The sequence below is a fragment of the Candidatus Paracaedimonas acanthamoebae genome (assembly GCA_017307065.1).
Lineage (GTDB): Bacteria > Pseudomonadota > Alphaproteobacteria > Caedimonadales > Caedimonadaceae > Paracaedimonas > Paracaedimonas acanthamoebae_A.
The window spans coordinates 70,483-87,771 of sequence record JAFKGL010000011.1 but is presented as its reverse complement, the minus strand read 5'-3'; the positions used below and the strand labels follow the sequence as shown (position 1 = coordinate 87,771).

At 42.4% G+C, this 17,289-nt stretch carries 18 protein-coding genes; 10 read left to right on the top strand and 8 right to left on the bottom strand.

Annotated elements, in window-relative coordinates:
• Nucleotides 1-18 precede the first annotated feature (18 nt).
• Together J0H12_01475 and J0H12_01470 are read right to left on the bottom strand one after the other, a co-directional pair.
• On the bottom strand, nt 19-3,333 hold the full coding sequence (locus J0H12_01475) for an FAD-dependent oxidoreductase (GenBank protein MBN9412583.1): 3,315 nt from the start codon (nt 3,331-3,333) through the stop codon (nt 19-21).
• Nucleotides 3,334-3,357: 24 nt separating this feature from the next.
• On the bottom strand, nt 3,358-3,723 hold the full coding sequence (locus J0H12_01470; GenBank protein ID MBN9412582.1) for an HIT domain-containing protein: 366 nt from the start codon (nt 3,721-3,723) through the stop codon (nt 3,358-3,360).
• Nucleotides 3,724-3,807: 84 nt separating this feature from the next.
• On the opposite strand from J0H12_01470, the gene hslV reads away from it, so the two are divergent.
• A complete protein-coding gene (hslV, locus tag J0H12_01465; protein MBN9412581.1) occupies nt 3,808-4,362 on the top strand; it encodes an ATP-dependent protease subunit HslV in 555 nt (184 codons plus the stop codon).
• Nucleotides 4,359-5,669: an ATP-dependent protease ATPase subunit HslU gene (hslU, locus tag J0H12_01460; protein ID MBN9412580.1), complete on the top strand. Its 1,311-nt coding sequence runs from the start codon at nt 4,359-4,361 to the stop codon at nt 5,667-5,669. The genes hslV and hslU overlap by 4 nt, the downstream gene beginning before the upstream one ends.
• Before the next feature lie 183 nt (nt 5,670-5,852).
• Here the strand turns inward: hslU and J0H12_01455 are convergent, their stop codons facing one another.
• From J0H12_01455 to J0H12_01445, 3 genes are read right to left on the bottom strand one after another with little or no spacing between them, the layout of a single operon-like run.
• Nucleotides 5,853-6,374: a Smr/MutS family protein gene (locus J0H12_01455; protein ID MBN9412579.1), complete on the bottom strand. Its 522-nt coding sequence runs from the start codon at nt 6,372-6,374 to the stop codon at nt 5,853-5,855.
• Nucleotides 6,371-7,507 (bottom strand): MltA domain-containing protein, encoded by a 1,137-nt coding sequence (locus tag J0H12_01450; protein MBN9412578.1) that lies wholly within the window; start codon nt 7,505-7,507, stop codon nt 6,371-6,373. The genes J0H12_01455 and J0H12_01450 overlap by 4 nt, the downstream gene beginning before the upstream one ends.
• Nucleotides 7,480-8,121, bottom strand: a complete 642-nt coding sequence (locus J0H12_01445; protein MBN9412577.1) for a Tim44 domain-containing protein — start codon at nt 8,119-8,121, stop codon at nt 7,480-7,482. Before J0H12_01445 ends, J0H12_01450 begins: the two co-directional genes overlap by 28 nt.
• 99 nt (nt 8,122-8,220) lie before the next feature.
• Here J0H12_01445 and secB point away from each other — a divergent pair, with 99 nt between their 5' ends.
• On the top strand, nt 8,221-8,739 hold the full coding sequence (secB, locus tag J0H12_01440) for a protein-export chaperone SecB (protein MBN9412576.1): 519 nt from the start codon (nt 8,221-8,223) through the stop codon (nt 8,737-8,739).
• On the opposite strand, the gene dnaQ is transcribed toward secB, so the two are convergent.
• Both dnaQ and J0H12_01430 read right to left on the bottom strand, forming a co-directional pair.
• Nucleotides 8,672-9,382, bottom strand: coding sequence for a DNA polymerase III subunit epsilon (gene dnaQ, locus J0H12_01435; protein ID MBN9412575.1), 711 nt, complete (start codon nt 9,380-9,382; stop codon nt 8,672-8,674). The genes secB and dnaQ overlap by 68 nt on opposite strands.
• A complete protein-coding gene (locus J0H12_01430) occupies nt 9,375-10,016 on the bottom strand; it encodes a dephospho-CoA kinase (GenBank protein MBN9412574.1) in 642 nt (213 codons plus the stop codon). The genes dnaQ and J0H12_01430 overlap by 8 nt, the downstream gene beginning before the upstream one ends.
• Before the next feature lie 258 nt (nt 10,017-10,274).
• Between J0H12_01430 and J0H12_01425 the strand changes: the two genes are divergently transcribed.
• From J0H12_01425 to J0H12_01395, 7 genes are all read left to right on the top strand, one after another.
• Nucleotides 10,275-11,288 (top strand): uroporphyrinogen decarboxylase, encoded by a 1,014-nt coding sequence (locus tag J0H12_01425; protein MBN9412573.1) that lies wholly within the window; start codon nt 10,275-10,277, stop codon nt 11,286-11,288.
• Between the two features lie 5 nt (nt 11,289-11,293).
• Nucleotides 11,294-12,304 (top strand): ferrochelatase, encoded by a 1,011-nt coding sequence (hemH, locus tag J0H12_01420; GenBank protein ID MBN9412572.1) that lies wholly within the window; start codon nt 11,294-11,296, stop codon nt 12,302-12,304.
• The gene (gene hemJ / locus J0H12_01415; protein ID MBN9412571.1) at nt 12,301-12,750 is read left to right on the top strand and encodes a protoporphyrinogen oxidase HemJ; all 450 of its coding nucleotides are present in this window, start codon (nt 12,301-12,303) and stop codon (nt 12,748-12,750) included. Before hemH ends, hemJ begins: the two co-directional genes overlap by 4 nt.
• A 92-nt stretch (nt 12,751-12,842) precedes the next feature.
• A complete protein-coding gene (rho, locus tag J0H12_01410) occupies nt 12,843-14,099 on the top strand; it encodes a transcription termination factor Rho (protein MBN9412570.1) in 1,257 nt (418 codons plus the stop codon).
• Between the two features lie 4 nt (nt 14,100-14,103).
• A complete protein-coding gene (gene rsmG, locus J0H12_01405; GenBank protein MBN9412569.1) occupies nt 14,104-14,721 on the top strand; it encodes a 16S rRNA (guanine(527)-N(7))-methyltransferase RsmG in 618 nt (205 codons plus the stop codon).
• Nucleotides 14,722-14,728: 7 nt separating this feature from the next.
• The gene (locus tag J0H12_01400; GenBank protein MBN9412568.1) at nt 14,729-15,517 is read left to right on the top strand and encodes a ParA family protein; all 789 of its coding nucleotides are present in this window, start codon (nt 14,729-14,731) and stop codon (nt 15,515-15,517) included.
• Entirely contained in the window at nt 15,498-16,388 is an 891-nt protein-coding gene (locus J0H12_01395) for a ParB/RepB/Spo0J family partition protein (protein ID MBN9412567.1), read from the top strand. The genes J0H12_01400 and J0H12_01395 overlap by 20 nt, the downstream gene beginning before the upstream one ends.
• Here J0H12_01395 and J0H12_01390 read toward each other — a convergent pair.
• A complete protein-coding gene (locus J0H12_01390; protein MBN9412566.1) occupies nt 16,352-17,281 on the bottom strand; it encodes a hypothetical protein in 930 nt (309 codons plus the stop codon). The genes J0H12_01395 and J0H12_01390 overlap by 37 nt on opposite strands.
• Nucleotides 17,282-17,289: the final 8 nt, after the last annotated feature.

Sequence of the window (17,289 nt, the reverse complement as noted above, 5' to 3'; positions counted from 1 at the left end):
TTATTATATAAGCACCCTTTATCTCATTTCAAAGGTTGAATTCTTGAAAAGTTGACGAAGCCACAAGGCGTTTACTTTTTCTTGAACTCGATTCTGTCGTAAGCGTCCAGAAAGGCTTGCATAATCCACTTTTTCAAGAGGTTGATCTTGGGTTCGACAGGATAAAACCATGCTTTCTTGCCCTGTTAAAGGGTCTCTATGGCGTTGTAAACATTGCCCACAGACGCCCTTCATCATGCATTGCATCGGTGCATTGACACTCGCAATCGCCTGACATTTTGTCTTCACGAAAGAAGCCTTCATTTGATCAATCGCGGCCATAGTTGTTGCAGAAGCCATAATAAAAAGACGATCGATCTCTCTTATTTTCTGTGTTTGCACAAGTGCTTCCAATGCTTCCACAACAGTCCTCTGAAAAAGCTGATCTTGAGGGCGCAGAGACCACGCCTCAGGGGTTTGAGAAAAGGCCCAATAAAGATAATCGGCCGCCTGTTCAACTCTTTCTTCTTGATAAATAACATCGGTTGGCTGTTCATAACCGACCACGTAATGAACTTCATTACCGGCGGCTTTCATCGCGCGGGCAATTTCTACTAATCCCGCATTTCCATGCCCCTCACCAATGAGAAGAACCTTTTCCCCTTGAGGAATTTCTGTTGGCGACCCCGTCGGCCCCATCAGGAGAATAGGATCATGTGGCTGAAGGTATTGGCTGACCAAAGAAGACGCACCGATCTCAAAAACAACAACACCAATCAAGCCTTGCTCTTTATCAACCCACGCCCCTCGGACGGCGATCCCTTCCATGAGAAGAGGATACCCTTTGTGGCGCGGCGCATTGGTTTCATAATTTTGGAGACGAAAAATTTGTCCTGGTTGAAAGTGTCGCGCTGCAGCCGGAGAATGAATAATTAATTCAATAGCTTGCTCTGTTAATCGCTTCACAGACTGAAGCGTAGACGTAAAAGCTTTCTCAACTCTCTGGATCAAGCTTGACGGATTTTCAGGCTCTAGAGAGAGCTGCTTAAGAGCCCCTGTGATCAAGGGTACCCCGTGCTTTGCGCTTGCCATGGCCTTTACCACACTTCCGGCGTAGCGCGCATCGAGATCTCCAAAAAAGCTTATTGTTCTTCCTTGCGCGTCTTTTGCGGCCATACAACTGTCTTCTGAGAGGGATTTTAAATACCCATCCTCGATTTTAAAAATGTCTGGAAACTCTTCAGCAACCTGCGTATTTGGCGTTGTTCCCGCCGCTATTAAAATTGTGCGAGCAGGCCTATTTTCGTCTATAGAGCCACGCCTTATTTTTACGCCATTTGCCTGGCCTTTTTCATCCGTCAAAATCTCTAAAAGAGAGGCATCTGGCAGGAATTTAACGCCCTCTTGCAAGGCTTTAAAAACTTCCTCATGATTCCCCCGATAACTGGGAGCCTCTGTTAAATCTTTTCGATAAAGTAGGGTTGCGCCCCCTAATTTTTCAAGGATGTCCGGTAATTTTTCTTTAGAGTGAGCGAATAAGTCTGCATGACTCAAGAATTCTTGAGCAATTGCATGATCTTCTTCTGACCACCCAGCTGTGACTTTCTTCTCCCCCAATTTTTCAACCAACGCCCGATACCGTTTTGCGAATTTTTCAACTTGCAGTGGATAATAGGCGAGAGCTTCCGTCGCCGCATCTATAGCCGTGAGACCGCCTCCAATGACGACGATCGGCAGCCGAATCGTTAAAGAGGATAAAGTCGTTTCACGGCTTGCGCCCATCAATTGTAAGGCCATCAGGAAGTCTTGAGCTAAACGAACCCCCGGGACCATGCTATTTTTAAGAGGTAACCACCGGGGACTTCCGGCGCCACAACAAAGGGCAATATGATGAAATCCGAGCTCCCAACTTGTCTCAATAGTAATTTGACTTCCAAGCCTGACCCCCCCAAACAGACGGAAATGGGCCTGTCTCTCCAGCAAAATTCGAATCAACAAAAGATAATTTTTCTGCCATCGCACGGTAATTCCATATTCAGCCACCCCACCAAATCCCGCGATAAGACGCCGATCAAGATCATCAAAATGAGCTTTTATCTCATAAATAGGCTCATGATAAACGGACGGCAGAGGCTCAATTTTAAGCCCATCAATACCCACGACGGTATGGCCTTCTCTTAAGAGATAATGGGCCGCTGTGAAGCCTGCTGGCCCCATCCCAACGACAAGAGCATTGCGGCCTGTAGGAGCTTCAGGAAAAGGCTTTTTAAGATTTAAAGGATTCCATTGTACTAAAAGCGCATAAATCTCAAATCCCCATGGAAGCGAGAGAATTTCATCCAAAATCTGAGTTTCTATCGATGGGACGTCCACCGGTGTTTGTTTTTGGAAAATGCACGCCTTGGCACAGTCATTACAAATTCGATGCCCTGTGGCGGCGACCAATGGATTATCCACGAGAATAATTGCAAAAGCTGCGAGGCTTAGGCCTTTTGCTTTTAAATCATTCATTTCCGAAATTTTTTGCTGAAGAGGGCACCCTGCAAGCTTATTATCGAGAGGATTGATTTGAAGGTGAGAACTCCCTTTTTCATAAAGCCCTTTTGCGCAAGAATCCTTGCCTTGGGGATGGCATTTAATACAGTAGGTTGCTTGATCAAGCGCATGCTCTCGAAAAACACCCGCATCCGTAAGATCAAATCCTTTTCGCTCTCGTCGTTGGTCACGCTCAAGGGTGAGACCGTTGTCCTCCTCAACAACAGTGATCAAACGAGAGAAGTCCCAAGGTGCAGGAAGTTTAAAAAGAAGGCCTTTTTGATGCTTTTTCTGGCCTTCTGGGTGGGTAAGAGCCCATTCGGCATAGTGACGTGCCTGATCAAGATTTTCAGAGTTCAGGGACTCGTTGTCGAGCCATTTTAAAATCTGATGCGCAAAATGAAGCTCTTGGGTCACCAAATCTTCGTTACTTTGAAATTCTTTTAAAAGAGGAGGAGATGAGGCCTGCTCAGCCGTCCTCTTTTTTTGAAGAGAGACCCGCCGCAAGATGAACTGTTTTTTACACTGCCATAATGGTCCTAAAAGCGCATGCTGTTCTCGAAGTGCCTCAATCTCGTCTTCAATTCCAAATAAAGCCGCAAGATAATCCTCAAGAAAACACGCTACTTTCAGAAGCAGAAAGCTTTCTTCTTTTATCGTTAAGGCTTCTGGCCTTAAGCGGGCTTGCTGATACTCGGCACTCAACAACGCATCTTGCTGAGTTAGAAAATGGATAAAAGAAGCCTCAACCTTTTTAAGACCTTCTATCGTCTTAAGATCTTCAAAAGAAACGCCATTTTTAAGGGAAAATTTTTTCATTCACCTACGAAGAAGTCCAAAAAATTAATTGGGGTTAGCTACCATTCGTCCTAAAGGTTTCCCTCCCAGCAAATGAACATGAAAGTGAGGGATTTCTTGTCCCCCATAAAGCCCGTGATTTGTAATCATACGATAGCCATACTCTTTCAACCCTAACAAATCAATGACATTTAGAATGGCTTCTGAAAAGCCTTTCATCTGGTCAGGGGTAGCCTTTTGATAAAATTCGTATACATTTTGATACGCGGCTTTTGGAATCACAATGGCATGGATAGGGGCTTTAGGATACGCATCATGAAAGGCAAGAGCTTCATTATTCTCAAAGATCTTTCGGCAAGGGATTTCGCCTCTTAAAATTCTTGCAAAGATGTTTTCTTCATCGTATGACATTTTTACCTCCAAAGAAGATGGCCTGGTTGAAAATCCAAGGTATTTTGGAAATACTTTAGGGGTAAAAGTCAAGGAGACTTTAAAATGACACAAGAACAATCAACTTCATGGCATGGTACCACCATCCTCAGCATCCGAAAAGGAAACGAGGTTGTCATCGCTGGCGATGGTCAGGTGACAATGGGTGCGATTACCATTAAATCCCAAGCCCGAAAAGTCAGAAGACTCGGCAATGGCCAAGTCATTGCAGGTTTTGCGGGCGCCACAGCCGATGCTTTCACGCTCTTTGAGCGGTTGGAAGCTAAACTTGAACAATACCCTTCACAATTGACGCGAGCCTGCGTTGAGCTTGCAAAAGATTGGCGAACAGACAAATATTTACGACGTCTTGAGGCCATGTTGATTGTGGCGGATACAAATACGTCTCTCACCTTAACAGGAAATGGAGACGTTTTAGAGCCTGAAGATGGCGTCATTGGCATTGGTTCTGGCGGAGCTTATGCTCTTGCGGCCGCGCGGGCGCTTATTGACGTTGATCATCTCCCTGCGGAAGAAATTGCCCGAAAAGCCATGAAAATTGCGGGTGATCTTTGCATTTATACGAATCACAATATTACAGTAGAAAAGTTAGCCCTATGAAATCTTTTACCCCTCGTGAAATTGTCTCAGAATTAGATCGCTTTATCGTCGGTCAAAAAGAAGCAAAACGTGCGGTTGCTCTTGCGCTGCGCAACCGGTGGCGTCGTCTTCAAGTCAGTGAAGATCTGCGAGAAGAAATTCTGCCTAAAAATATCTTGATGATTGGCCCGACAGGCGTCGGTAAAACAGAAATTGCGCGCCGACTGGCTAAACTTGCCGATGCCCCCTTTTTAAAAGTGGAAGCAACCAAATTCACGGAAGTTGGGTATGTGGGCCGCGATGTCGAACAAATTGTACGGGATCTCATTGAAATTGCGATTCATACGCAAAAAGATCGCCATAGAAAAGAAGTTCAAGCAAAAGCGGAAGTCAATGCCGAAGAACGGATTTTGCAAGTGTTGGTCGGCGAAAATGCCTCAGAAGAGACCCAAGAAAAATTCCGTCGCATGTTGCACGATGGCAAACTTAATGAGCGCGAAATTGAAATTGAAGTCTCAGATACCGCGGGCCTTCAAATGCCCACGGTTGATGTTCCAGGAATGCCAGGCGCTCAAATGGGGATGCTCAACCTCGGAGACATGTTCGGAAAAGCCTTTGGAAATAAGACAAAAACTCGAAAAATGTTAGTGCCTGAGGCCCTTGACCTTTTAATTGTTGAAGAAAGCGATAAACTTATTGATCTTGAAAAAACAGTTCAAGAAGCCATCACCGCAGTAGAGCAAAACGGAATTGTTTTCCTGGATGAAATTGATAAAATTTGTGCGCGGTCAGACCGCCAGGGAGGAGATGTCAGTCGAGAAGGGGTGCAACGCGATCTTTTGCCGTTGATTGAAGGAACGTCTGTGGCAACCAAGCACGGAACCGTTAAAACAGATCACATTCTTTTCATTGCTTCCGGGGCTTTTCATCTTTCAAAACCGTCAGATTTATTGCCAGAACTTCAAGGACGTCTTCCAATTCGTGTGGAATTAAATGCCCTCAAAAAAGAAGATTTTGTTCGAATCTTGACAGAACCAGAATCCAGCCTCATTAAGCAATATGAAGCACTGCTGGCGACAGAAGGTGTGATTTTAGGCTTCCAAGCGAATGCTATCCAAGAAATTGCCGCTCTGGCTGCTGAAGTTAATCAAAATGTTGAGAACATTGGAGCACGTCGTCTTCATACGATTCTTGAGAAACTTCTGGAAGAAATTAGCTTTACGGCCAGCGATCGAGCCGGAGAGACGATTGATATTACACCTCAATATGTTCGAGAAACTGTTCAAGCGCTAGCCAAGAACACCGATCTTTCAAAATTCATTTTATAAAATAATCTGTATTTCACTAGGCATGTTGGTTAAAACCCAACGTGCCTGTTTCTTTAAATGCCTTATGTTCTCTAGAAAATAATGCATCATCTCTTAAAATGTTTCACGTGAAACATTTTTAAACAAGTTATTGATTTTAAGCAAAAAAAATAGATTATTATTTTTAGATTCTATGATTTTTCTTCATATCCCTGATCTCAAAAAGATATAAAGCGCCCCTTCACCGCCATGCTCAGGGGAAGCTTTTGACCAAGAACCGACTAAAGATTTTAAAGGAGGTTCTTGAAGCCATAAAGGAACAGCTTCTTTAAGCGTCATTCGAAAATTTTCCCCGTCATCAAATGACCGAGAACCTCTTCCTTTTCCGGTAATCACAAGAACGGTTCGTAAGCCTTGTTGAGAAGCTTTCCATAAAAAAACAGACAATTCACGATGGGCTTCTTTTAATGTCAGGCCATGTAAATCAAATCTTCGCTCAACAGTTGCATTTCGGATTTTTTTGCGAGAGAGAGCTTGAGAATGTGACGAGATCAAAAATGTTTCACGTGAAACATTTTCAAAAGAAACGTTATTTAAAAAGGACTTAAGAGGATTCGGCGATCGACGTTGACGCTTTTGAGGTTTCTTTTCAACCTTCGTCGGAAAAGAAAGAGCTTTGACATCTCGTAAATAAAGCTTCCAAGGATCTTGAGGCCCCTCCGTCATCTATTGAAGCCTTTAAATTCCACTGTTTTTGGGATCAGAAAATAAAGCTCACCAGTCGATTTCATATCACCAGCGAGGCTTCCGGCTTGATCGCCGGTTCCCCAATAAAAATCTCCCCGAATAGGACCTTTAATCGCGCCACCCACGTCTTGAGCGACCATAAACCGCTGCAAAGGCCGTTCAGAAACACAAGGTGATTCTGCCGATAGCCACAGTGGCATCCCAAGAGCAATCACGCGCGGATCCACCGCCAAACTTCTTTTAGGTGTCAAGACAGCGCCTTGTCGCCCAAGAGGTCCTTCTTTAGCTCCTAAATTCTTAAAAAAGACAAAGGAGTCATTCTGATTCAAAATATCATCTATTTTTTTGGGATTCTCCTGGAGCCACGCCTTTAATCCTTTCATGGTTGCATTTTCAGGCGTCAAAAATCCTTGAGCCACCATATATTTTCCAATGGAGGTATACGGATATCCATTCGTTCCATCATAGCCCACTCTTATCCAATGATCTTCAAATTCAAGTTTTCCAGATCCTTGAATATGCATAAAATAAAGGTCAATTTTATTTGCGACCCAAGCAATTTCGAGATGATGTCCTTCCAAACATCCAGAGGATAATTCTCGTCGTGAATAATAAGGCCTTAAGGTCTTTTCTTGAAGAGTGCCCGCAATACGATATCCCGCTAACGCCGAATGAAATTGACCTAAATCTTCAATGACGACAAGATTTTGAGGACGCCCGTAAACTGGATAAGGAAAATCAGCAGATGGTACCATCGATGCCTTTATAGAAGGCTCAAAGTAGCCTGTAAACAACCCTGTCGAATCCCCATCATAAGAAAGATGATAAGCTTTAAAGTGTGACGTTAAAAATTCTCGGAACTCGGTTTCTTTTACAGGATTCCTTAAAACTTCCTCCCATTCTGTTCGGGTCCCTGCCACCCCCAAAGAGGTCTCAGGAGAAAGGCTTTTTAGAACAGCCGCAGACCGATTCCAAGCTAAACATGCCTCGTCAAGCGTATCTGTTGAAAAGCCAGGAAGATTGGTGATTTCAACATTTTGAAACGAGAATTTTTGAAAGGTGATCGGGGCAATAGGAGCCGTCATTATTGTTCGACCTTTATCAAAGTCCACTGAAAATCTTTAGAACGAAGATCTCGTGAAAAAGTCCAGATATCAATGATTTGCTCACTTTGTTTCGCCGTACCTTCAATAATTTCGCCAGCCTCATTTCGGATCACATGCGTTTGCTCAGATATAAAGCGCACCGTCATCATCGCTTCCGTTTCCTGTAATCGCATATCCGTAATTTGAGAAGATTCAATTTTTGCTATAGTTGTCTCAAGACTTTCCCTTTTTTGCTGCCTTTCTTTAACTGCTACTTCAAAATCCTTATAAACTTCCGATGATAATAACGATTTCAAACTTTTTAAATCTTCTTTTGCATAGGCCAGCACAATCATTTCAAACGCGCGTGTTGCCCCTGCCAAAAAGCGACTCAGAGAAAATCGTGAATCTACGGATAGCATTTGGGCATAAATTTTACGAAGCCCCGGACCAATAAGCTCTTCTTCCGAAGAAGAAAAAGTAGTTTCTTGTTTTTCACTCGGATTTAAAGGATCTCGAAAAGTTTCTCGGCGACCTTCCGAGGGATCAAATCCTGTTCGTTGGCCTAAAACCGAAATTAATTTAAAAATAATCATCGCTGCCCCAAACGCGAGCACCAAAATCTCAATCAAGGTTCCCATTTATTTCTCCTTCAAAACGTTCTTTTTATCCTTATATTGTCATACTCTGGGAAACCATGATAGAGTCCCAACACCTAAAAAAGATTTAAGGAGATCATAATGGCCCAAAATGAAACTCAAAAGCCAAAAAAAATAAATGGCACCCCAGAAATGGAACCTAGTGCCAACATTCCGGCAATGCCTCTCATCGTTAATGCCCAATATGTCAAAGATATTTCTTTTGAAAATCCGTCTCCTTTAGAAAGCTTGAGCGAAAATGACGAGCATGCGCCCGAAATTGAACTCAATATCGATATCCAAGCTCAACCCGTGAGTGAACATGTGTATGAAGTGACGCTTCATTTAACCGCAAAAGCTCAAAAAAATAACCATCTGATGTTTTTAGCCGAACTTCAATATGCCGGAGTGTTCACTTTAGCCAGTAATCTTCCCCAAGAAGCTGTTCATCCCATTCTCATGATTGAATGTCCTCGATTACTTTTCCCGTATGCCAGAAGTGTTCTTTCGACGCTCACGCGAGAAGGCGGATTCCCAGCCCTTATGTTAAGCCCTATCGATTTCCTTGAGCTTTACCGGAATCAGTATGGTTCCCAAGAGAACGCCACGCAGGATTCTTAAGCTTATCTAAAAAGACTTCATGAAGCTGGAGATCTGCTTCATGAACTTCAAAAGGACGCGCAGGATAGAACTTCTTTTCGGCTGCTGTAAGGCTTGAATTCGTTATTTTTGTGGCCAAATTAAGGGTGGGTTGGCGCCCCCCTTTAAGCTCCAAATAAACTTCAGCAAGAAGCTCTGCGTCTAAAAGGGCACCATGTTTAATACGATTAGAATTGTCGATCTCAAACCGTCGACATAAAGCGTCCAGACTCGCAGGAGATCCTGGAAATAAACTTTTGGCTAATGCAAGCGTATCAATCGCTCTTTCAGAAGGAAGAACAACAGAATTAAGGCGCCCCAGTTCCGCGTTCAAAAATTTCATATCAAATCGAGCATTGTGAATAACTAAAGGGCTGTCTCCAATAAATTCCAGAAATTGTAAGTGAATATCTTCAAAGAGGGGATGATCTTTCAAAAAACTATACGAAAGACCGTGAACATTAAAGGCTTCTTGAGGCACCTCTCGCTCGGGATTAATATATTTGTGAAAGACTGCCCCTGTCGGTACAAAATTGATAAGCTCTATACACCCAATTTCAACCAGCCGATGACCATCCGATGGCTCAAATCCCGTTGTTTCCGTATCCAGGACAATTTCACGCATGACTTGAACAAACCTTCTTGAGATGCCTTAAAAGATCTTTAAAGATATGAACGCGTGCTTGCGAAGTATCAAGTGTAAAATCTGCGCAATTGATTTTCTCTTCTTGAGGGAGTTGTCGCCTTAACATTTTTAAGAGTTTTTCTTCCGTCATGCCGAGGCGCCTGAGCACGCGCTCTCTTTGCAGAGCCTCCGACGTATGAACGACAAGAGTAAAATCACACACCTCATCTAATCCCACCTCAAAAAGCAAGGGGACTTCAAGAACCAAGAGGGGTATTTTTTCTTTTTTTGCGACCTCAATGGCATCTAATAATCGTTGCTTCACAAGAGGATGGACGGTTTCTTCAAGAAAAGGCAGAAAAGACGGATCGTTAACAACAAGCTGCGCCAGAGCATAACGATCCACTTTTCCTTCATTGATCAGAGAGTCTTGATACGCTCCCACCTTTTCGATCAAGATCGGAGACGTCTCATAAAGCTGATGAACGATTTTATCCGCATCGACGACTGGTATTTTTAAGGATCGAAACATTTTGGCAACTGTTGATTTTCCGGTACCAATCGACCCGGTGAGCCCTAAGACCTGAGGTAATTCCATCACTGTCCCTTGTCTGAAAACTTGTGGATAACTCAATAATAGTCATCCCGAAAAAAGAAAACAATCATCTCTTCCCCAAAAATGATTCACAAGCGAACTATCTTGTTCTCTTGTTATCCACAAGTGAATAAGCTGTGAATAAGGGAAGAATAAGACAGGGATAAAAATAAAAAATATAATCATTTGCTTCTTAAATCACTTCCCTATACAAAAACATGAAGGGTTGTGAACAACTGTTATCCCCATGACAACATCAACAACTATCATTTATTAATAAATTATTAATATTGTAATATGACACTCTTAAAACTATTCGATGAAAAAAAGAATTCTCAGCCCCTTTGTTGGATTATGCGACAAGCGGGTCGTTATCTTCCAGAATATCGAGCTCTTAGAGCCAATGCTCGATCTTTTCTAGATTTATGCTTAACACCGTCAGCAGCCGCCGAAATCACCTTACAACCGTTAAAGCGCTTTGACCTTGATGCCGCGATCATTTTTTCAGATATCTTGATTGTTCCTTACGCTTTAGGGCTCAATTTGACGTTTATAGAGGGGCAGGGGCCTCATCTTGATCGTATTGAAGCCACGACCTCACTTTCTCGATTAACCCTTCGTGAAGACCGTTTTGGCCCTACGTGTGAGGCGATAAGTCTGGTCAGGGCAGCCCTCTCTCCCTCGGTGAATTTAATTGGGTTTGCTGGCGCTCCGTGGACAGTTGCGTGCTACATGTTAGAAGGGCAGTCTTCGAAAAGCTTTGATCGTGCAAAAGCTTTTGCTTTTCGTCATCCTCAAGCCTTTCAGGATTTGCTCAAAATTATTACAGAAGCGACGATTGTTTACTTGATTCGACAAGTTGAAGCAGGCGCTCAGGTTTTGCAACTCTTTGAATCTTGGGGCGAAGCTGTACCTGATCGATTGGTGAATCAAGCCATTTATCAGCCCACACAAGCCATTGTTAAAGCTTTAAAAACCGCCTTTCCTCATGTTCCTATCATCGGTTTTCCACGGGGATTAGGGGAAAAAACGAAAGAATACCAAGAAAAAACAAACGTGGATGGGGTTGGCCTTGATTCCAGAATTTCTTTAGAGTGGGTGAAGAAAAACTTTACGCACGAGGTGGTTTTACAAGGCGGAATCGATCCTCAAGTCTTGGTGGCAGGGGGGGATATTTTACGACAAGAAGTCGAAAGATATCGCACTTTACAAGCTCAAGGTCCTTATATTTTTAATCTAGGCCATGGTATTGTTCCGGAAACACCGATTGATCATGTGGCTGATTTTATTCACCTTGTTAAAGAGGCCTAAAAAAAATGAACCGAAAGGCCGTTATCCTGTTTAATTTAGGGGGGCCTGATGAGTTGAAGGCCGTTCAGCCTTTTTTGTTTAATCTTTTTAATGATCGGGCAATTTTACCTGTTTTTCAGCCATTCCGAAGCCTTTTGGCGTTTTTAATTGCAAAACGGCGCACGAAAGAGGCCCAAGAAATCTATGCTCAAATTGGGGGGAGATCGCCCCTTTTGCCGAATACGCAACAACAAGCAAAGGTTCTGGAAGCCTCTCTGGGAGAGGGATGGCGTGTTTTTATTGCGATGCGGTATTGGCATCCTTTGATCGATGAGGCCGTAAAAGCGGTGAAAGCTTATGACCCCTCAGAAATTATTCTCGTGCCGTTATATCCTCAATTTTCGACAACGACGACAGCATCTTCGCTGAAGGCTTGGACGGAAGAGACGAAGAAAGAAGGCCTTGAAATTGCGACAAAAACGATTTGTTGTTACCCCCAGAATGAAGGGTTCATAGCCGCAAATTGTGACCTTATTCATGAAGTTGTTAAGGGTGAAAAAAGGCCTTACCGAGTGCTTTTTTCGGCCCATGGGCTACCGCAAAAAGTCATCGACCAGGGGGACCCTTATCAACATCATGTTGAGCTTTCAGCCCAAACGATCGCGCAACGTCTTGAGATTAAAGATTTTGTAGTGTGTTATCAGTCTAAAGTCGGCCCTCTTAAATGGTTAACCCCGTCCCTTGAGACTGAAATTAAACGTGCCGCTCAAGATCGTGTTGGTGTTATTGTCGTTCCGATCTCGTTTGTTTCTGAGCATTCTGAAACGCTCGTTGAGTTGGATCTTCAATATCAAGCAGTTGCACAGCGTGAAAACGTTCCTTTTTATGTCCGGATTCCCACGGTCAGTACTCATCCTGCTTTTATAAATAGCTTAGCACAGATGATAAAATCTTCTCAAGCTGGGCTTGCGTCCGGGAATGTTGATTTTCAATGTGGCCCTCAATTTACTACCTGTATGTGTCGGAGATCGTCATGAGTGATTTTTTAGCAGAGCATTATCTTTTTCTTAAAAGCCTTCATATTGTGTTTGTTATCAGTTGGATGGCAGCTCTTTTTTATCAGCCTCGTCTGTATGTTTATCATGCAACAGCGACGCCAGGGTCCGAACTTGATACGACATTATGTGTGATGGAAAAAAGACTCGCGCGCATCATTATGACGCCCGCCATGATCTTAACCTTTGTGACGGGAATTTCCCTTTTAATGGTGCCCGGAATTTTAGTAAGTCCTTTGGGGTGGATTCATGCTAAATTGTTTTTAGTGTTTCTTTTAGCCGGGTATCATGGGATTCTGATTCGCTGGATGAAACTTTTTCAGGCCTCAAAAAACCAGCATTCTCAACGCTTTTATCGCCTTATTAATGAAATAGCCCCTATTTTGATGATTTTTGTTGTCTTTCTTGTTGTCATGAAGCCTTTTTGAGAGTATAGCTAGTGACGGATCAAGATTCTTCAGGTCCAAAATCCCTTATAAAATGGTACGTATTAATTCATTCAATGAGAGTATAATAATTTATGAACATCCAAGAGCTTAAGCTTAAGTTGCCTTCTGATCTGTTGGCAATCGCAGAAGAACACGAAATCGAAAACGCAAGTTCTCTAAAAAAACAAGACCTTATTTTTGCCATCTTAAAGCAACTCGCCAGTAAAGATATCCCCATCTATGGTGGTGGTGTTCTTGAAATTCTTCAAGATGGGTATGGTTTCTTACGCTCTCCTCAAATGAATTTTTTGCCCGGCCCTGATGATCTTTATGTATCCCCCAGCCAAATTCGTCGTTTTGGATTGCGGACAGGCGATGTTCTTGATGGACAAATTCGGGCTCCGAAAGAAGGTGAGCGCTATTTTGCTCTCTTAAAGTTAAACACAATTAACTTTGAAGATCCTGAGCAAGCAAAACATCGAATTAACTTTGATAACTTAACGCCTCTTTACCCCAATCAACGCCTTAAAATGGAAATTGATAATCCTGAAAATGGTGATTTAACGACTCGGGTTGTGGATTTAGTTTCTCCTCTTGGAAAAGGGCAGCGTGCGTTGATTACAGCGCCGCCCCGAACAGGTAAAACTGTGATGTTGCAACAAATTGCGAATGCTATTTCCATCAATCATCCTGAAGTGTATTTGATTGTTTTGCTCATTGATGAGCGTCCTGAAGAAGTCACAGATATGGCTCGTTCTGTTAAAGGCGAAGTTTTAAGTTCCACCTTTGATGAGCCTGCAAGCCGACATGTTCAAGTGGCTGAAATGGTTATTGAAAAAGCCAAGAGGCTTGTGGAAGGAAAACGAGACGTCGTTATTCTTTTGGATTCTATCACTCGTCTTGCGCGCGCTTATAACACAATCGTTCCGTCTTCTGGAAAGGTTCTTACAGGCGGTGTGGATGCGAATGCGCTTCAACGTCCTAAGCGTTTCTTTGGAGCGGCTCGTAACATTGAAGAAGGGGGATCCCTTACAATTATCGCCACGGCTTTGGTCGAAACAGGCTCGAGAATGGATGAAGTTATTTTCGAAGAATTCAAAGGCACGGGTAACGCAGAAATTATTCTTGATCGTAAACTTTCAGATAAAAGAATCTTCCCAGCAATTGATATTACCCGTTCAGGCACCCGAAAAGAAGAATTGTTGGTTGATAGGGGCGAGCTTTCTAAAGTATGGGTTCTTCGCCGTATTTTGGCACCGATGGGTCCCAATGACGCGATGGAATTCATGCATGATAAATTAAAAGCCACAAAAAATAATCAAGATTTCTTCACGTCAATGAATTCATAAGTATATGAATTTTAAGGATTTTTTAACATCTCAGGGCAAAAATGTTTCACGTGAAACATTTTTAGCCTTGGGAATTTATCACGAAGAACTTATCAAGTGGCAAAAGGCGATTAACCTCATTTCCAATTCAACGGTGGAAGAAATTGAGGATCGTCATTTTTTAGATAGCGCTCAGCTGCTTAAGTTTATTCCACCTTCGGCTCAAACGATTGTGGATGTGGGAAGTGGGGCCGGATTTCCTGGGCTTGTTCTCTCTCTTCTTCAAGAGCTTCCCGTGAGTTTGGTCGAGTCTGATCATCGGAAAGCGACTTTTTTAAATCAGGTCATCTTAAAGACGAAATCAACGGCACAAGTCATCTGTGATCGTGTTGAATCACTTAATGGCTTAAAAGGCGATGTTATTACGGCGCGAGGATTTGCTCCCTTGAGGCGTCTTTTTGAATTGACCGTTCCTTTATCCTCTTCTTCAACGACCTTTTTATTGCTTAAAGGAAAAAGTTATTTAGAAGAAATTACAGAAGCTCAAAAAGACTGGGATTTTAATATCATGGTTCATTCAAGTATTACAGATTGCCAAGGAAAGATTTTAGAGGTAAAAGAAGTAAGCAAGAAAGTAAAATGAGGACGAAATGACAGTCATTGCGATTGCAAATCAAAAAGGTGGGGTTGGCAAAACAACGACGGCAATTAATCTTGCGACGGCCCTCGCGGCAAGCCTTAAAAAAGTCTTAATGATCGACCTTGATCCTCAAGGAAATGCTTCCACAGGCATGGGGCTCTATGGAAGAGAAAGAAAAGCTGGAAGCTATGAAGTTCTTTTAGGTATTGAAAAAGCCTCAGACTGCATCATTAAAACACGCATCCCTTATCTATCGATTCTCCCCGCTTCTCCTCATCTTTCCGGCGCCGAAGTTGAACTTGTCTCTCTTCCACAAAGAGAATTTAAATTAAAACAAGCCTTAGAAGAAGTTGAAGAAGAATACGATTATATTTTAATTGATTGCCCTCCTTCTTTGGGCTTTTTAACCCTTAATGCATTAACTTCTGCAACCTATATTTTGGTTCCTTTACAATGTGAATTCTATGCTCTTGAAGGATTAAGCCAACTTATGAATACGGTTCGTCGTGTCCAAGGGCGACTTAATTCTCAGCTTTCTTTGTTGGGAATTGCCCTTACGATGTATGATAAACGAAATGTTCTTTCTGAGCAGGTTGCCGAAGATGTACGGACTCATTTCAAAGAGCTTGTTTTTAAAAATCCGATTCCTCGCAACGTCAAGATTTCAGAGGCGCCTTCTCATGGGACGCCGGTTTTGCTTTACGATGTCAGAAGTTCGGGTTCTCTTGCTTACATGAAGCTTGCCAGTGAGGTTTTGCAACAAACTCAGGAAAGAAAATATGTCGAATTCGCCAATTAATCGCTCATTGGGACGAGGATTAGATGCTCTTTTAGGGCCCGATCCGGCATTTATATCTCAAGAAGGGACTCATATTCAAAAGATTTCTCTTTTTGAAATCTGTCCTGGAAAATATCAACCGCGTGAACATTTTGATCAAGAACCTTTTGACACTTTGGTCGAATCGATCCGTGAAAAAGGCGTGATTCAACCGATCTTAATTCGTCCTCTCCAAAATGGAATGTCAAATTATGAAATTGTGGCAGGAGAACGTCGCTGGCGCGCGGCAAAGCAAGCAGGCCTTCAGGAAATTCCTGCGCTTGTAAAGCAGCTTAATGATCGTGAAGCCCTTGAGCTTGCGTTGATTGAAAATATTCAACGCCATGATTTAAGTATTTTAGAAGAAGCCCAAGGCTATAAGAGACTTATGGAAGAATTTGATTACACACAAGAAGATTTAGCAAAATCTTTGAGCAAAAGTCGAAGCCATATCGCCAATACCTTAAGGCTTTTAAATCTACCCGACAATCTTCGAGACTATATTCGTTTAGGAAAATTGACAGCAGGTCATGCGCGTGCACTATTGGGCGCCAAAAACCCTTCTCTTCTTGGGGAAAAAGTTGTTAAACAAGGCTTAAATGTTCGTCAAACAGAGCAATTAATCCAAAAACAAAATAACCCGTCTACACCAAAGGCTCAAAAACCTTCTGCGTTTATAGATCGAGCCTATAGCGTAGATGATAAAGCCATGCTCGAAAATGAGCTCAAAGGGGCTTTAAATCTAGCGGTTGCCCTTGAATTAAAAGGGGATGGCGGACATCTTAATATTCATTTTAGTAACCTGGAAGAACTTGATTATCTTGTTTCAAGGCTTTTAGCGGGCAACCACTGAAGTAATTTCTGTAAAAGATAATTGTCAGGTAAATCAGCTTGCCACTTTAAGGTGGTCTCAAGAGTTAAGAGAAGAGATAACAACGTGGAAACTTGAAGAGGCGTTAAAGGAGGGCGCGCCTGATAAGGTCCATTCCCAGGGCCTTTTAAGCTGCGAAAAGCTTCTGCTTGAAGAAAGCGGATCAGAGCGATATCTTGAAAGTCATCTTTCTTTAAAATATTCCATAATTGAGTAAATGCAGCCACATCCCCTTTAAAGAAGGCATCTTTCATTTTAAAAAGATCACCTTCTTCTTTTGACACAAACAGGGATTTAAAGTCAGTGTCTGAGAAATTAGAAGAATCTTCCGGATAAAATAACGCGGCTTTTTGGAGTTGGCTTTCAAATGTTATAGGGTTCGTCATCAAGTTTTCAAACAAGATCTTTTTGGCTTCTTGAGGAAAATTTAGAGACATTTCTTGGCAAAAATCATGAATGACTTTAGTAATTTCTGCCTCTTCAGTTGTATAAGAAGGAATTGCGGCAACAGACGGATGTTTGAGCGCAAAATCCACCAACTTTGATTTCGAGGTCAATTGAGGAGAGGCAAAAATATAATAATTCTGATCTTGGGTAAGACCTTTTTCAATCTCTTTTAACAGACGATCGCTCGCACGGCGATAGAGATAGACAATAGACGACGGTTCAGCCTCAAATAAGCTTAAGGAAGGAGCCTCAGGAAGAATAAATTCTTCTAAAGGATGAACTTGAAGCGAAGGAATTGTTTTTTTTAGCTGATTCAGGAGGACTTTTTCACGAAAATAAACAAGATTTTCATTATTGCCATAAATTAAAAAGCATTTGCACTGCGGGGGCCTTTTCGCCAAAAATTGAGAAAATGAAGAAATTTTCATAAAACGTC

Excerpts from the sequence above, each read along its gene's own strand:
- J0H12_01475 (MBN9412583.1), bottom strand. The coding sequence starts at position 3,333 with ATGAAAAAATTTTCCCTTAAAAATGGCGTTTCTTTTGAAGATCTTAAG.
- J0H12_01470 (MBN9412582.1), bottom strand. The coding sequence starts at position 3,723 with ATGTCATACGATGAAGAAAACATCTTTGCAAGAATTTTAAGAGGCGAA.
- hslV (MBN9412581.1), top strand. The coding sequence starts at position 3,808 with ATGACACAAGAACAATCAACTTCATGGCATGGTACCACCATCCTCAGC.
- hslU (MBN9412580.1), top strand. The coding sequence starts at position 4,359 with ATGAAATCTTTTACCCCTCGTGAAATTGTCTCAGAATTAGATCGCTTT.
- J0H12_01455 (MBN9412579.1), bottom strand. The coding sequence starts at position 6,374 with ATGACGGAGGGGCCTCAAGATCCTTGGAAGCTTTATTTACGAGATGTC.
- J0H12_01445 (MBN9412577.1), bottom strand. The coding sequence starts at position 8,121 with ATGGGAACCTTGATTGAGATTTTGGTGCTCGCGTTTGGGGCAGCGATG.
- secB (MBN9412576.1), top strand. The coding sequence starts at position 8,221 with ATGGCCCAAAATGAAACTCAAAAGCCAAAAAAAATAAATGGCACCCCA.
- dnaQ (MBN9412575.1), bottom strand. The coding sequence starts at position 9,382 with ATGCGTGAAATTGTCCTGGATACGGAAACAACGGGATTTGAGCCATCG.
- J0H12_01425 (MBN9412573.1), top strand. The coding sequence starts at position 10,275 with ATGACACTCTTAAAACTATTCGATGAAAAAAAGAATTCTCAGCCCCTT.
- hemH (MBN9412572.1), top strand. The coding sequence starts at position 11,294 with ATGAACCGAAAGGCCGTTATCCTGTTTAATTTAGGGGGGCCTGATGAG.
- hemJ (MBN9412571.1), top strand. The coding sequence starts at position 12,301 with ATGAGTGATTTTTTAGCAGAGCATTATCTTTTTCTTAAAAGCCTTCAT.
- rho (MBN9412570.1), top strand. The coding sequence starts at position 12,843 with ATGAACATCCAAGAGCTTAAGCTTAAGTTGCCTTCTGATCTGTTGGCA.
- rsmG (MBN9412569.1), top strand. The coding sequence starts at position 14,104 with ATGAATTTTAAGGATTTTTTAACATCTCAGGGCAAAAATGTTTCACGT.
- J0H12_01400 (MBN9412568.1), top strand. The coding sequence starts at position 14,729 with ATGACAGTCATTGCGATTGCAAATCAAAAAGGTGGGGTTGGCAAAACA.
- J0H12_01395 (MBN9412567.1), top strand. The coding sequence starts at position 15,498 with ATGTCGAATTCGCCAATTAATCGCTCATTGGGACGAGGATTAGATGCT.
- J0H12_01390 (MBN9412566.1), bottom strand. The coding sequence starts at position 17,281 with ATGAAAATTTCTTCATTTTCTCAATTTTTGGCGAAAAGGCCCCCGCAG.